Origin of the sequence: Halobellus inordinatus (genome assembly GCF_024498335.1) — an archaeon.
Taxonomy (GTDB): Archaea; Halobacteriota; Halobacteria; order Halobacteriales; family Haloferacaceae; genus Haloquadratum; species Haloquadratum inordinatus.
The window spans coordinates 135024-150130 of sequence record NZ_CP101826.1 but is presented as its reverse complement, the minus strand read 5'-3'; the positions used below and the strand labels follow the sequence as shown (position 1 = coordinate 150130).

15 protein-coding genes and 1 pseudogene are annotated in these 15107 nt (G+C 53.7%); 11 read left to right on the top strand and 5 right to left on the bottom strand.

What is annotated here, in order from left to right:
- Positions 1 to 252 precede the first annotated feature (252 nt).
- From NO362_RS14095 to NO362_RS14085, 3 genes and pseudogenes are all read left to right on the top strand, one after another.
- Positions 253 to 1929, top strand: a complete 1677-nt coding sequence (locus tag NO362_RS14095) for a hypothetical protein (protein WP_256546699.1) — start codon at positions 253 to 255, stop codon at positions 1927 to 1929.
- A complete protein-coding gene (locus tag NO362_RS14090) occupies positions 1929 to 2711 on the top strand; it encodes a hypothetical protein (protein ID WP_256546698.1) in 783 nt (260 codons plus the stop codon). Before NO362_RS14095 ends, NO362_RS14090 begins: the two co-directional genes overlap by 1 nt.
- Positions 2712 to 2767: 56 nt before the next feature.
- Positions 2768 to 2916 (top strand): annotated as a pseudogene (locus tag NO362_RS14085) (IS5/IS1182 family transposase); the annotation flags it as partial.
- 116 nt (positions 2917 to 3032) lie between these two features.
- On the opposite strand, the gene NO362_RS14080 reads toward NO362_RS14085, so the two are convergent.
- Positions 3033 to 3788 carry an HFX_2341 family transcriptional regulator domain-containing protein gene (locus tag NO362_RS14080; RefSeq protein ID WP_256546697.1) on the bottom strand — a complete coding sequence of 252 codons (756 nt, stop codon included), beginning with the start codon at positions 3786 to 3788 and terminating at the stop codon, positions 3033 to 3035.
- 188 nt (positions 3789 to 3976) lie between these two features.
- Between NO362_RS14080 and NO362_RS14075 the strand changes: the two genes are divergently transcribed.
- The 5 genes from NO362_RS14075 (at position 3977) to NO362_RS14055 (ending at position 9245) form a co-directional block, all read left to right on the top strand.
- Complete coding sequence (locus NO362_RS14075) at positions 3977 to 4579, top strand: hypothetical protein (RefSeq protein WP_256546696.1); 603 nt, start codon at positions 3977 to 3979, stop codon at positions 4577 to 4579.
- 3 nt (positions 4580 to 4582) lie between these two features.
- Positions 4583 to 6499 (top strand): HEAT repeat domain-containing protein, encoded by a 1917-nt coding sequence (locus NO362_RS14070; protein WP_256546695.1) that lies wholly within the window; start codon positions 4583 to 4585, stop codon positions 6497 to 6499.
- A 211-nt stretch (positions 6500 to 6710) separates the two neighbouring features.
- Positions 6711 to 7550: a ParA family protein gene (locus NO362_RS14065; RefSeq protein WP_256546694.1), complete on the top strand. Its 840-nt coding sequence runs from the start codon at positions 6711 to 6713 to the stop codon at positions 7548 to 7550.
- Entirely contained in the window at positions 7547 to 7984 is a 438-nt protein-coding gene (locus NO362_RS14720) for a DUF7970 domain-containing protein (protein WP_500683727.1), read from the top strand. Before NO362_RS14065 ends, NO362_RS14720 begins: the two co-directional genes overlap by 4 nt.
- 73 nt (positions 7985 to 8057) lie before the next feature.
- On the top strand, positions 8058 to 9245 hold the full coding sequence (locus NO362_RS14055) for a twin-arginine translocation signal domain-containing protein (RefSeq protein WP_256546692.1): 1188 nt from the start codon (positions 8058 to 8060) through the stop codon (positions 9243 to 9245).
- Between the two features lie 1196 nt (positions 9246 to 10441).
- On the opposite strand, the gene NO362_RS14050 is transcribed toward NO362_RS14055, so the two are convergent.
- The 3 genes from NO362_RS14050 to NO362_RS14040 form a co-directional block, all read right to left on the bottom strand.
- Complete coding sequence (locus NO362_RS14050) at positions 10442 to 10861, bottom strand: methyl-accepting chemotaxis protein (RefSeq protein ID WP_256546882.1); 420 nt, start codon at positions 10859 to 10861, stop codon at positions 10442 to 10444.
- Positions 10862 to 10923: 62 nt separating this feature from the next.
- Complete coding sequence (locus NO362_RS14045) at positions 10924 to 11355, bottom strand: PAS domain-containing protein (RefSeq protein ID WP_256546691.1); 432 nt, start codon at positions 11353 to 11355, stop codon at positions 10924 to 10926.
- A 44-nt stretch (positions 11356 to 11399) separates the two neighbouring features.
- The gene (locus NO362_RS14040; protein WP_256546690.1) at positions 11400 to 12716 is read right to left on the bottom strand and encodes an ATP-binding protein; all 1317 of its coding nucleotides are present in this window, start codon (positions 12714 to 12716) and stop codon (positions 11400 to 11402) included.
- A gap of 533 nt (positions 12717 to 13249) precedes the next feature.
- Between NO362_RS14040 and NO362_RS14035 the strand changes: the two genes are divergently transcribed.
- On the top strand, positions 13250 to 13984 hold the full coding sequence (locus tag NO362_RS14035) for a PAS domain-containing response regulator (protein WP_256546689.1): 735 nt from the start codon (positions 13250 to 13252) through the stop codon (positions 13982 to 13984).
- Positions 13985 to 14009: 25 nt separating this feature from the next.
- On the opposite strand, the gene NO362_RS14030 is transcribed toward NO362_RS14035, so the two are convergent.
- Positions 14010 to 14243 carry a hypothetical protein gene (locus NO362_RS14030; RefSeq protein ID WP_256546688.1) on the bottom strand — a complete coding sequence of 78 codons (234 nt, stop codon included), beginning with the start codon at positions 14241 to 14243 and terminating at the stop codon, positions 14010 to 14012.
- 245 nt (positions 14244 to 14488) lie between these two features.
- Here NO362_RS14030 and NO362_RS14025 point away from each other — a divergent pair, with 245 nt between their 5' ends.
- Together NO362_RS14025 and NO362_RS14020 are read left to right on the top strand one after the other, a co-directional pair.
- Positions 14489 to 14680: an AbrB/MazE/SpoVT family DNA-binding domain-containing protein gene (locus NO362_RS14025; RefSeq protein WP_256546687.1), complete on the top strand. Its 192-nt coding sequence runs from the start codon at positions 14489 to 14491 to the stop codon at positions 14678 to 14680.
- Between the two features lie 118 nt (positions 14681 to 14798).
- Positions 14799 to 15011, top strand: coding sequence for a hypothetical protein (locus NO362_RS14020; RefSeq protein ID WP_256546686.1), 213 nt, complete (start codon positions 14799 to 14801; stop codon positions 15009 to 15011).
- Positions 15012 to 15107 lie beyond the last annotated feature (96 nt).

Here is a 15107-nt window from a genome sequence, read left to right as displayed (position 1 = left end):
CTCCCCGGGAGCCCAACATACTGCGACGAGTTGTGATACCCTACACTAAGTGAACGCATCAGTTGATTTGTGACGCCACCGAACCAAACAGACTGCGGTATTTTCTCCACCCTTGGTAAAAGAATTGATACTTCTACTGGTTGCACAGGTATGTAGGTGGTAGCAACACACCGCAACCCGCCGCAACGCGACTGATCACGAAGTCGGTCACCCGTACAGACACCACAACCCTCGACGAGCAACATCCCAGCAATGTCACAAATGAACCAAGACGAAAGTTCGGCGGCAAACGAGAATGAAATGCCCACGAGCGGGCCACCTTCAGGCCACCATAGCACAGCAAGCGCGCTACCTACAAGCGAGTCACCAGCTCGCTCGCAGGAGCTCATCGAAAAGCGGCTCGACGAGTTCTTTGAAGCGTTTCAAGACGCATTCACAAACTACGATGACAACCTCAAGCCACGTGAAGCCTTCATCAAGCATCTGACCGAAGAATACGGTGTCGACTTCCCCAGTCCTGACATCAACTTCGGTGTGGGTGGCAGGGATTCGGGAGCTCACGGTATTCTTACTGGTGGTCGCGGTGGAGGAATCATTACCGCGACTGACTTCGCAATAGACCATCATCAAGGCCTTGTCGATGGTGGGCTCAATCGTCTTGATGGCTGGCATCTCTCTGCTATTGCCGAACGCGAGCCTGTCCTTCGGTTTGCTGACACTGAGGATGTCGGGAGTGATCTTCAGCGACAGGCACCCAACGATGCTCACGATTTCGTACAAGCAATGCTCGAGCACTACGACAACACCGCTGATGGTGGCTCGGGTAACAACGCCATCGACAAAGGCCTCAAAAACATCCTCGAGAAACCCGACTTCCTTGCTTGGGCTCTTGAGGCCCTAACGGAAGGGGACCGTTCCGTTGTCGAAGTTGCTGCCGTGCTCGGTGGCGGAACGGGAGGCGCTCTCACGATTCTCTGTGATGAACTCGCACGACTCGGCCACATCGGCCAGGGAGAAGCATCGGTTGGGTTCACCCTTGGAATGCAAATGGGACGCGTCGCCAATGACGTCCACCTCGGTCAGTTCGACGACGGTTCGGCGCGTTACACGTTCCACGACGCATACGCGATCGCCGATCGGGTTGGCCAGCGGATCCGTGATGACGATGCGGCGTGGGCGCTCTGGACAGAGAATATCCCCCTAACATACAATTACTGGGCGCTTCAAAACAACCCTGACTACGGTCAGATCAGAGACTTCTACTGGCCGATCCGAAAGGATGCAAATCCGATATCCGTCGAACGTGCTGTCGCCACGGAACCACGCTTTAGCAATCTCGGCCACACAGAGCGAGACCGTATCCTGTGTCTCGGCTCTTTTGCTTTCCGCCAACTCAAGCGTCGTCCAGCTCGTACACAGTTCTGGAAAGGAGAAGAAGACTATGACCTGGCGGATTTCAAGACTGATTACGAGGGATACGTCTGGACACCCGGATTCGACGCGGTGCACGACTTCAGCGAACTAGAAGGCCGGGACATCCCCGGTCTAGATACAGTCACCGGCCACCGTGAGGCACTTCACGCCCTCGGTCATACCGCAAGTGGACTCCTGAGTTCCAACGTGAGCCACGGCGAGATCCAGCGTGTCAACGCTGTCGTTCACGCTGCCGATATTGACGTTAACGGCAGCGATCTTCAGATCGTCGAAGATGCCATTATGAATGCCCTTGACCTTGGATACGATCAGACAGGTGAGCGCGATAACCCCGTTAGAGCGGTTCTAATGGATGGATTGGGGACTGAGAATTACCCCAGTAACTATCCACTGTCAGTTACCGTCTATGCTGGTCACGAGCTAGCACTCGACGCCCACAACCAGATGGCTACTAGTGAGTACAAACGTGCTGTGACCTCCGGAGGTGGGGCCTAATGACGTCACTAGCGACTCGTGAAAATATGTGGAAGATGGTGTTTGTGTTTATCAATCTTTGCGCGTTAGGATTGGCCGGGTGGACCATCGATTCGACTACTGCGTGGGGGCTCGCACTGGAGGGCTTCAGCCTCATATTGGCCCCGTTACTTGCCGGTGCACTCGTCATCATTGGGGTCCTTGGCACGAAAATTATTCTTGATTCCCCCGACGAAGACACCAAAACAGCGGGTGAGGCAGACGAGTTCACCGACTCTCCACGGGATGGTCTCGGGGGCGATACTGGTCCCGAAGAGAGTACTCCGCCGGAAAGCCGTCTGGGCTTTGACGATCCTGGCCAAGAGCTGTCTGGTGATGATAAGCAAACCAGCGGTGACCAAACAAATAGTGACAAAAGCACCATAGCTGGTGACTTCGCGGTCGAAGGCTACGGGCAAGATGCCAACGAAGGCGGTGACGCTTCGGGAAATCCGCAACCCGCGGTTCGTGAGACACGAGCCGCGGACACCTCCGGACAGCGAAGTCGCTCAAATACGGCGACAGCAGTCGACAAGTCCCAATTCAACGATAGTTCAGGAGACGGTATCGAACCTGCAAGTGACGATCGTTCAAGGAGTGCAACTCCAACGAGCTTTGATCTTAACCGGACGCAAATTAATAGTAGCCAATCAACCGAAAGTACCGTAGAGACCGGCACCACTACTGATGATGAGGATAACGCAAGAGGTGTCCCAATGAGGACGCGTACTATCCGTTATCATCTTAACCGAGATCCCTACTAGATCTACAGATAAGCAAGGCGAGTACTCAAGATTCGAGTGCCCACTGGAATATTGCATATTCTGCTTTGTGGATGGCCGATACCTCGTATTCGACAGCCAGGCGCTCGCACGGCGTTGCCAAGCAAGCGCTCGCTGGTATCGGCAGTTCCGTGTCGTCCTTATGTTCGCCATCTCCAGCATAGAACCGCTCTGTGAGCCGCTGTGACCGTGACACAGCATCTATCCAACAGAGCAACTTGACGAGTCCCGTCCCCGCTGCGTCCCGCTGACGCTCAATCGCTTACCGGCTATTTTCTCGCTTAAGCTGTGGTACAGAGCGACCTAGTCTTTGGTCTTGTCTGGCTGCGGGAACAATCGTAGAGCATCGTGTCCCCGCTCAGTGAGGTAGACACGCTTTTTCCGACCATCCTTTTTGACGGTCACATAGTTATCAGTGCTGAGCGGATCGATGATATGTGTTTTGAGGAGTCGATACAAGCCCTCCTCAGACTTTGATTCGGAGTTTACGATAAAAGAGAGCCCCTGGTCACGTCCGTACTGGATGAGTGATTTCTTTGTCGCACCGTCGCACTCTGCGAGATATTCAAGAATTTGCATCTGATCAGAAGTCGGTGCTTGTAGCTGGAAGACTGGCAGATCAAAGATATCTCCTACCGAGTCGACAAGTGGTTCCGATGGTGGCTCGCGCGTTTCACCGTCGGCTCGGAATTCAGGAGTAACATAAAATGGGGTGGCTGACGTTGATTGACACGCCATCATACCCGCGATTGCAGTGATTTTGCTCCCTGTTGCGACATTCACCAAGACTTCATCGGTTGAGTGGCGCTCAATGGCTTCAACGAATGCACTCACTGCACTGTTGAGGTCAAACAGATCGCACTCCTGGGTTTCAAGCGCTATCCGATCATTGCTACGAAGTTCTGTGACCAACTCACGTTGAAAATCGGCCTCGTAATCTTGGTCTGAGCGGTGGCGAAGTAACACGACAGTATCTGCTTTATACTGCTGGATTGGTTCCCACGCGCGCGCGTATTCGTATCCGAGCGGAACAATTTGGACCCGATCTGCGATATCCATTTGCTACTGATAGAACAGCAGGAGGAAAATAACTATTGAAGGTATATTAGAGCGTGTAGTATTCTGAAATAGTTCTTGAAAGCAATTTGAGCTGCCCCAATCTCACTTTTTGACCTGCGCGCAAATATACTAACGATACTAATTTAGTAACAATACTTATGTCGCATCCCCGCATAATTCGATATACGATGTTTCAACCATCACCCAGGTATCCTGATACAGACCTCCGAAAACAGTTCCAAGAAAACAGAGACAAATATGAGCAGCTCACAGCCGAGCGTGCCCCTCCAGAACTCACCGAATTACTCGACGTCTCCACGTTTTGGGATGCAGAAGTTCAGTTGTTAGACCGTGTCCCTCATCACATCTCCCAGCACGGGTACATCAAAAACAAGAGACTCTTGGAAGCGATTGCACTGTGGAAATTCCCCATTGCTGTTGGCAAGATCCGCGAAAACCCGGAAGACCAAATTTCTGCAGTGACTGAGAAAGCATTTCGAGCAGACACTGCGGAAGACGCAATCGCGACTCTGAGCGAATTATCTGGGGTCGGTGATTCTATCGCTGGCACGATTCTGATGTTCACTAACCCACAGCGCTACACCGTGATGGACCCACGAGCAACGGGAGCCCTTGCAAAATTCGGTTACTGGAATCGTAAACAGGCCGCCACCCGCAACTACTATGAAGATTATTGCTTGCGTTGTCACGAACTTAGTCAGCGGACCGGTTTCTCACTTCGAGATGTAGATCGTGCGCTCTTCATCGCTGGTGGTGGGGGAGATGAGTAACTGATGGTGACCTCAATCGGCCACTTCGATAGTGACAAAGAAACCTTCGTCATTGACAGAAAGCTCCACAACGGAGCTCCTATTTCAAAGGACTCTGAGGACTCTGAGGACGGCCCTCAGTCATCGCCTGTCCCCAAACCAGACCCTCTGATGATTGGTCGTGAGTTTCACCGGCTTACAGAGCACTCCCAAGTTGGTCGCCAAGTGATTGATCGGCCAGCACTGCACCCACGGGACGAGTATTCGCTGATGATGAAGATGAAAACCCCATATCAGATGGCTACTATCCTTCCACCTGCCGACGAATATGAGACATTAAAGACGATCGCTGCAGACGCAGAAACGGTTACGCTTCCTTCGAAAAAGCATCTCGAATCTGAACTGACATCACTCCGACGCTACAGCGGACCGAGTGATGAGCAGCCGCTCTCGTTTACCATTGTCTATGAGACCGGTCATATTGCGATCCATACGCGCGAGAATTGCGTGTATGACGGTCAATATCTCTTCGCTATCGATTCAGATGTTGTCTCTGATCTCTTCAACCGCGTGTACTCGTCTGGATTTGGTGACCTCAAGCACACATATCTTGATACACGGGACTCGCTTGAGGCAACCTCAATAGGGCTCTGCGTTGGTACAGACCAGCAGTGGGTATACGCTTACACAGACACTCCACCGCGGTCTTTTGAGTTACTCGAACAAGCAATCCTCAGATGTGCCGGTACGGACCTCTTTGAGACTGGCGATCAGACAGCGATTACTGATCGACTGTATAGTGATGCCGTGGCGCCAGCACTCGCGCTCCTTGTAGAGAACCCAGAGCTGACGGGAGCACTACCCACTGATGCTCTGTGGGCGGGCATTCGAACCGGACTAAGGAGTGAGCAAGAACTAACTACAGATGCTGCGCTCGAAGTGCTTTCAGCCATTGATGAGCCAATCCCAGACAATATTTGGACTGCTGTAAGTGAAGTTCAATCGACGCATCCAGAAATCCTTGAGAAACTTGCATCGCTGCTCCTTGTCGCCCCTTTCGAAGGTGAAGATGTGGCTGAGCACGTCTTCTCCTTACTCCTGAAAACGCTAACCGAGGATGCGAATCGAGACCGAACAGCCGCCCTCAATGGGCTCGATTTGCTTGGTAGTGAACACCCACAGCTCATTCTTGATGCACTCCCGGTTCTTGAGACGATGCTCAGAGATGGATCGACGTCTGAGCAGCGTGCTACTCTAGATGTAGTATTAACCTTGGCACAGACAGATCCTGAATACGTGACGCCGCTGTCTGACATCTTACTGGAGTTCGTCGAACAGCGGTCTCATCCCATACCATCATCGGCGGCGATCGGATACCTGGCTAAAGCACGCCCAGATGTAGCGGTGGCTGCCATCCCGACATTTGCTGACTGGACAACGCAAGAAGATCCTCAGATCCGAAGTAATGGGCTCGGTGTACTGGCTGATTTGGCGGAGACGTATCCTGAGAAGGTGCTACCGTATGCAGATCGTGCTCACGAACTACTTGATGACGATGACACATATGCGCGCTATAATGCAACCTCGGTCCTCGCTCGAATTGTCCGAGTCGCCCCTGGTGTAGTCGACCCTGCAGCAGAGCGGCTGCAGGAACTGCTCACAACAGACCACGCACCCACTCAGCGAAATGTCTGCTGGGCTCTTGGTCGGCTTGGTAGACAGGAAGCACTCCCTACGCTCCGGGTACTACAGAACTCGGCTGAGGAAGAGTCAGTACAGGCCGCTGCTATCGGAGCTGAGGCTTTGCTGACGACAACGGAATGCCCACACTGTAAGGCGACCCCAGAGCCACACAGTGTTTCGGTCGCTGTTGTGAGTGATCCGGCACTGACTGCGTGGTGGACTTGTCCAAAGTGCGATCAGTCTATCAGAGTCAACTAATCTTCGAATCAGCTACCCCACCCACCCTCAAAGCGCCAAAGGCGATTAGCTAGCTGTTTTTGCAGTACCGTCCAGCTATCGTCCTCATCTGAGTAAGTGAGTTAGGTCGGCTCGCCAGCTAAGCCAGCTGACTCAGCCAGCTAACTCACCTAGCCAGCTTAGCTGACTTGTCTGACTTAGTTTTATAGCTGAGTAGATTGACTACACGGATATGCTCGCGTATACCGTCTATTCAGAGGCCGGTGGTGTGGGAAAGACAACACTAGCTGCAAACCTCGCGAAGGCAGAAGTGCGTGCAGATAGAGACGTACTCGTCGTAGATCTCGATACACAAGAGGCGTCACTCTCGCACCTGCTCGATGTTTCCGAGGATCGGAACAACGACCAAGCGGACAGTCTCCTCCGGCATATGATTGATCGTCCGCGAGGTGATTTCCGAGACCTCATCAAAACAAGTGAGGGTATCGACATCGTTCCGGCACACAATATTCTCGAGTACGCCTCAAAGCACCTCCGACGACGTGAGGAAGAAGCCGCGGACTTTGGGGAATCGTGGAATCCGAACAAACAATTACTCCGAGTGCTACGAGAAGCTGGCGTCCACAACGACTATGATACACTAATCGTGGACCCACCAGCGAGCGCTGACATTAAACTGCATAATGCAATCCACGCCACGAGACATCTCGTCATTCCATTCGAGCCGAGTGGGAAAGGCTACGAATCAGTCCAAGGGCTGGATCAACTCGTCGGGGGACTCGAAGAGCAACTCGGCATCGAAGTCGGTGTCCTTGCGGTTGTCCCGAACCGATACAAGGGAATGAACGATCAGGATCGGTTCTTAGATAAGTTAGAACGCGACGGCTGGGAGATCCCGATCAAATTCCGTGAGCGGTCGTCGCTTTTGGAAGGCTGTTGGGCAGAGCAGTGTACTGCATTCACCTACGTGGAAGAACATCGCGATCGCGAACGTGAGCACGAACTGGACACACTGGCAAAGTTCGATGACCTCGCTATGCATATTCGGAAGGCCAAGGCGGTGGAAGCATGAAGCAAGGTTCTGCTGACGACCCGTTTGCAGACGAGTCAACTGGTGATGAACAAACTGAAACCGACTCGCCTGCAGACACCCAGTCTGGAAAAGGCCCACAAGAAGAGTCGGATCCGACTCCGCAGACCCACCACACGACCGACGATTCAGAAGCCCCTAACCTCGCACAAGGCGATGAACGCCCACCCACGCAGCAGCGTTCCCTTCCGTACATACACTCACGAGACGGAGTGAAAGACGGACGGACACAGCGTCCGGTGTTCCTCCGAGAACATATTGAGGACGGCATTGATGATCTTCGAACGGAAATAGAAAACGAGCTCGGAGAGGATGTCTACAAGACAGACGTCACCGAGGCGGCGATGGCTGTTGCACAGGAAAACCCCGAGCTTGTATTAGCAAAACTGGAAGAGTGGGGATACGGCTGGCGTTGACGGGCTGATCAACTATTGCACTCCTCACCAGAGTGCACAACGTTGATGTTATCCTATATGAATGTCCTGCTTGATGAGACAGTATACAAGACGATCGTTTCTCCAAGCCTGTGGGGCAACTACAACTGCTGGCGCACTTGCGTTGGAGGGAACTAAGAACGTTCACGCGATATCGACAAGCAAAAAATCCGAATTTGAAACCGAACAAGCTCGCTATATCTCAAAGTTTGCCACCACAGGGAAGTGGGCGTTTGAGGAATTTGTTCCGCTGTTTGACCCGCCCTCAAACAAGGAGTTGGGAGGCCACCTTGTCGACAGTGTTATGCCATCAGTTACGATGCTCTTGCCGGGACTCGTCGGACAGGCAGTTGAGTTGAAACAGACGCTTTCTTGGTACGACGAAGTCGGCAAAGACACCGGTTTCCGGACTGTCTCGAGGCTTGGACCAGAACCATATACTGGGAGCGATCCTAGTGGAGACTTTGGTTCGGCAATGGATGAGGCCGCCACCGAAGTCCAGAACATCGCCGATGGCTTCGACAAGGTCAACCAGCGGGCACAGAGATGTGTTGAAAATCCATCACAAGGGAATCTCTCACGGCTAGCCGGCTTAATAGAGACACTAATCAAGGATCTAGATGACCTTGTCAGTCCATCTGCAGACCTCGGCGATCTTGACGATCTCAGCGACGTCTCACGGATCGCCCAATGGGCGAATATTAACCCATCTCCGTATGGGAATCATCCCGACGGTAAACGGGCTGCCAAGCGCGTGAAGGAGAACGCCAAGTTTGTACTTGATACAGCCTCCGCGTTTAGAACATCACTCAAAACTCTACTGGGGTACGTACAAGGTAGCGGCTACCATCCATTCCCAGCAGCTATCGTATTGTTCAATCAGTCGATCGGCGATATCCGTTCTAGTGTTCCAAATGCTCTCTTTGACCGTTTCGCTGGAGATTCTTTCAATATACGAATCGAAGACTCAGATGGGAAACAAGTTACCAAGCGGTGGCTAAAAACTAGCCCTACAGGCAATATCAAGCGTTACAAACTGGAGGATCAAAATTCGGCAGACGCAGAAATAGCTTTGCCCAAGTCAACAGTTAACGAGATCGTCGATGCAGACGATTCGATGACCGCTGCTGTAGATGCATACGAGTCTGGCGACATTCAGGTGTCTGGTAACGGGCTTATGAACAGCATCAAATACAGCAGGCTCTGGTCAACATTGATCGGCTGGATCAAAGGTATCCTGTAGTGACAGATATCTGATAATACTATTTTTAATATATAAACTTATAGATATATTGTTGATGGGCCGCTGTCTTGTGGTTTCTCGCTTGATGTGCCAAGGTGAATTATTGGGTTGGAGTTGTTCTACAGGCGGAGCAGGCCGAGTGCCTCGGGGCTTGACCGCGAGGGTGAAGGCCGTCGAAAGATTAACCAAATCACGGTTCGTACAGTTGATACAGTCAGAAACCCACAAAGACGGGTTAAAGACCTTAACCCAACGCTGACTGAGACAATTTGGAAATGCGACTCCTCTCAAAACCCGCGTCTTTGGCGCGGTGCGACGGGAGTTGTCGGGCGGGGTGGAGCCGCCGACCCTCACGGACGCATCGCACGTTCGGGTGTGAATTCCAGCCGACCCATCTCGGGCAGGTCGAGGGAAATTAAATTCGCCTGCGTCCATCCGTCCGTTTCTGGATGGTCTGGACAAAACGGTGAAGCCTCGGGGCTTGTCCCCCGAGGTACTTCACTGGTTGATATCGCTCAACGGAACCAGCATAGTAACGGTATCAACAATCTCCTACGGAAGAGCGTTGTATGATTCTCTCAAACCGCCCTCTATGAAGTGTGAACAATGCGGAAAGGATACTTCTGTCTCTCATCACAATGTTGATGGATTTACTGGGCATCTCTGTGAAAACTGTGAGAATGAATGGGGAGAATGGGGAGTCATTCAAGCAGAGTGACTGATTTCCAATGGAAGTGGAGGGGGACTGGAGCGTGTGACACGCAGAACTATCAACCACCCCCCCTCACTTCGGTTCTTATTGGTTCGTCTTAATTTTGTATCCGATTGGAACCAATTGAGAAACAGTCCGCTGTACTGGCTATGACTCTGTCAGGAGAGTACCGTTCGAAGTCTTTCAACAGAACCACTACCGCCGATCACATTGCCAACAACTGATCCGCAGAGGCAACTCCAGTGTTTGCCCTCACTTCTGAGCGCGTCGGACGGACGAGTAAATTGTCACAGCTGGCTCTGGACATCCAGAGCGTTCAGCTCGTCTACTTCCCGGCTCACCTCTTGAATTCGTGACGTCAGTTCTTCGTTCGCTGCAGTGATCGATTCGGCCTCGTCGGTTACCCTCTCGAAGTCTTCGGCAGTCTCATCTACCAGACTGGCAATCTGATCGGTGCTGATCGCTTGATCATCCGTGGCGTCCGCTACTTCAGCGACCCCGTCCGAGGCTTCCTCGACGACGTTGGCAATGTCTTTGAACGTTTCACTTGAGCGTTGGACTTCCGCGGCGCCGTCCTGTACGACGTCGTTTGTCGCTTCGAGGTTGTCAACAGCCTCGTTGTCTGTGCTCGCACATCAGCAACGATCGCTTCGATTTCGACCGCGCGCTCCTGTGGCTCGTTCGCGAGACTTTTGACCTCATCAGCAACGACAGCAAAGCCATCGCCAGCTCCCCCGACGCGCGCGGCTTCGATCGAGGCATTCAGCGCGAGCAGGTTCGTCTGATCAGCGATATCGTTGATGATGTCGACGAGCTCGTCGATTTCTTGGATACTCTCGTTGAGCGCCTGAATGTCGCTCGTCACGCCATCAGCGGCGGCTTCGATCTCATCCATCATCTCGATCGTGTCTTCGGCCTTTTCCTCACCCGCTTCGGCCTTGCTGCGAGCCTCTTCGCTGATCGATTCTACTTCGTCGGCTGTCGCCGCGTTTCCTCAACGGTGGCGCTCAGTGAGGAAACCTCCTGAGAGACGTTCGTGATCGACTCTAGTTGTTGTATCGCCTGATCGCTGATATCCTGGGAGCTCTCAGCGATCTCTTCTGAGGAGACTTTGACCTCGTCGACAGCTGATTTCATGCTCCGGGTTGCCGCCTTCCGGTCGGGGATATCACGGAACGTCTCGCTGATTGCGACGACGTCGCCAACCGCATCGTGGATCGGGCGCACGACGAGTTCGGTCGGGATGACTCGCCCATCGTAGCTTTCCTTTTCGACTTCGACGCGGATCTCGTCTTGGCCCTCGTCGACAACTTGTTTCAGCGTACAGTTGCCTGTTCCACAGACCTCTGGATTGCAGAACTGATCTCGCTGGAAAGCTGACTGCCGTTCGACTACCATACCTTGTGTAGCAGCCGGGTAGTGACAGGACGTTCGGGTGCTCGTCAATGCTCGCAGGTGTCGTGAGGGGTTGCCGCTGATTGTTGCGGGAGACGAAGGATTACGCGTGTCCCACGCGAATCGCGCTCCTCGATCGAAATGTCCCCACCGCCACGAGTGACGATCCAGTAAACCATCCAGAGGCCGAGCCCGCTTCCGTGCAAGAGCGGCGTTTCCTCCCCTTCTCGAAGAACTCGCCGTTCGTTCCGCGGGATCCCCGGGCCGTTGTCTTCGATGGTGATCCGGACAGTCGGTGCCGTTGAGTCGGCCCGCTGATTCGAAACCCGAATCGTCACCTTGGGTCTGGCCTGATCGTTGTGCTCAAGTGCGTTTTCGACGAGTTCTTCCAGAACCGTTTCGATGTCGACGACGACGGCGAGCTGCGATGGTGGCACGTCTGTTTTGATTGTCGCCTCGGGGAATCGGCGCCGTTGCGCCGCAGCGACCGACTCAATGGTTTCAGAGACACTCACCGCGTCTTCTTGGACCGTATCCGCGACTTTCTTAACCGTCTGGTTCGCTTTGTTTCCCAATTCGACCATCCGGCGTGCTTGTGTACGGATGTCTTGGGCGTAGTCGATACACGTTGACGGGTCGTCTGCAGCGAGTATCTCGCTGGCGTACCCATCGATGAGGTTAAGACGAGTACGGAGATTGTGTCGAAGCACTCGGCTCAGCGCCTGGGTCTGTTGTTGATGGATCTGCTGTTCGGTTCGATCGATCATCGTCGCGACAAATCCGACCAACTCGTCGTTGCGATCAGTAATCGGGGCGATCGTCTCATCAGCGTAGAACAGTTCGCCGTTTTTCCGTCGGTTGATGATCTCTTTGTCTTCCCACACGTCGCCGTCGAGGATGGTGCCCCACAGTTCGTCGTAGTACGATTCAGATTGCTGCCCCGATTTCAGGATGCTGGGCGTCTGTCCGATAGCCTCCGCAGCACTGTACTTCGTAATATCCTCGAACGAAGGGTTCACATATTCAATGACACCGTCGGCGTCGGTGATGTATATCGCGTGTCCAGCGTAGTTGATCCCCTGCTCGAATCGTTCTGCCTCGTGAATCCTGGCGACGAGTTGGCTCTTCATCTCACGGGCCGACCGGGAAAGCGCCCCGACCTCGTCGGCAGATTCATACACGGTGATCGACGTGTCGAAGTCGCCACGCGCGACCTGTTGGATGTCCTGAATCAACTGGACGAGCGGTTGGATGATGTGTTTGTCGATCAATACATAGAGCAGTGCCAGTCCAAAGATACCCGCGACGGCACTGCCAATCGAGAACAGTCGCAGCGTGTCGTTCCCGTACGTAGGCTGTCTCATAAGCCATAACGAACCGCCGAGATAGCCCACGAAAATCAACACCACGACGAGGAGGTGGAGCCCCGCCTTCAACCGCAGACTTGCATTCGGTATCGTTCTCATATACGTGTGGGAGTTCTGAAGTTGAGCGCGGTTCGTCTAAACCACGAGCGGAACCGGAGCGGCCGCGAGGAAGGTAGTGTGTCCCATCATAGCAACCTGCGCCATTGATATTAGTAAACAGATTTGATGAAGAACATATATAATTTTGTTATTAGGTGGCATTTGAGGGAAGAACGACCGCTGAGCGACCAACGATCAGACGACGCAAACGCAGAGAATCCCCCGCGACAGGCCTCAGTTATGTGATCAGTGTCGGTAGATCGAACGCTTCGATGACGGGCGGCAACGACAGCACCAGTGTCAAAATCAATAATTTTCAAACGGAATTATATGAATGGATCCAGGTATGTCTATCGTAACCAAGAAACGTCCGCGGCGCTGTGGGGGGCGTCTTCCGGTCGGTCAGATTTGTTTGTGCTCTTAGAACAATGATGTCACAACGGACCCAGCTCGAAGCCGATGTACAGTCTGTCGATATTGGGTCGACCGAGACGACAATTACGGTGCTGTTCGTTGAGGACGACGACGCGTTCGCCGACATCGTCGCGACCTATCTCGAGCGGGAGTTCGGGTTCGAGGTGTACACCGAAACGAGCGCGAAAGATGCTCTCGGCCGGCTCGACAGCGAATCCAAGATAAGCTGTGTCGTCAGCGACTACGCGATGCCGGAGATGGACGGATTGGAGTTCCTGGAGGCGGTGAAGGGTCGGTATCCCGACCTTCTCTTCGTGATGTTCGCCGGGCAAGGGTCCGAGGAGGTTGCCAGCCGCGCGATCCAACTCGGGGCCGACGACTACCTAGAAAAAGACACCGGCGAGACCAGATACGAACTGCTGGCCACCCGGATCAATAGCTGTGTGACGATCGCCCGCCAGCAGCAGAAGTTGCAGGACCTCTACACGGCGATGGAGCACGCCGGTCACGCGATTCTCGTCACTGACGCGGATGGGACGATCACGTACGCCAATCCCACGATGGAGAGCATTTCAGGCTACAGTCTAGCGGAGCTCCGCGGGCAAACGCCCGCCGCCCTCGGTTCCGAAAAGCAGGACGAGGAATTCTACGAGGACCTCTGGGAGATCATCCTCGACGACGAGGTCTGGATGGGCGAAATCGTGAACGAACGCAAAGATGATAGTCGCAAGCCATACTCCGGGAGACTCTGAATCGGGACCGGAATCTCCGTGCGCATCAGTCCGCCTGGCTGTCGGCCTGCTCGAGGACTTTCCGTTCGACGTCGGTCAGCGTCGGTTCTGCAGCTTCAGGTTCGGGAGGATCCCCCGGCGGCTCGGGGAGTTGCGCTGTGAGCATTCCCTCTGACTCGTCGAGTTCGAGCAGCACCATCGGATCGTCGACGATGAGTTCCGATTCTGCGACGGACGCATCTTCGGTCTCTTTGGCCACGAGCCCGCACGCCTCGATCATCCGTGCTGGAACCGTGAGGCGGAAGCTTCACCCTCCGTCCTGCAATCGGGCACAACCCATCATCGCGAATCACCTACTCGTAGTCGGTCCGTGGGAATGCTGGTGGAAAGCAGCATACACCCACAACAGGAGGCAAAGACTATGAAATCGGAGAATCACTGGAGAGTCTATTACAGACCCATTGGATGCCCTGGGGGATTACTGTCTTAACAGGGATCAAGTGGGTTCCACACGAGGAACAGGATATGTCGGAGCCCCTCACGGAGTTGTTCGCGGACACGCGTGCCGTCCAAGAGGCCAACGGCAGTTACACGATCACGATCCCCAGCGAGATCGCCGCCCGCTATGGGACCGAGGCCGGCGACGACGTCCTGTGGTACGATGACGGTGAGAGTGACGAGCCGCGGTTTCTGCCACCGAGTGTTCGCGACACCTAAGAGCTGAGCTTAGGCCGTCTCGGGACAGTTATTGCGTCAAACCGCAGCACTGTGTGTCCTCACTCACGAATGAGCGTGTTTTCCAAATGTTATTTTATGGCGCAGACTAGGACCCGATATGGCGGACACACCCGTCGATGCAATCGACGCCCTCCTTGCGGACGCGACAGCGGAAGTCGATGATCCAGAAGTTCGATACAAACTCAGAACCGCACGCCAGCTAACGGATGTCATCGAACAGCATCACGACGACCTCGTTGCGGTAGCCGTGGATGCGACCAGTAGTGACGAAGTCGAAAAGCAGCTCCACGGGCGGAGGCACGGCAAGTAACTTACCCGAGAGCGATGACATAAATCACGAAGATAGCGGGGTTCGGTAGTATCGATTTGGATAACGTGTCGATAGACCTAAATCATCAGTCGCTCA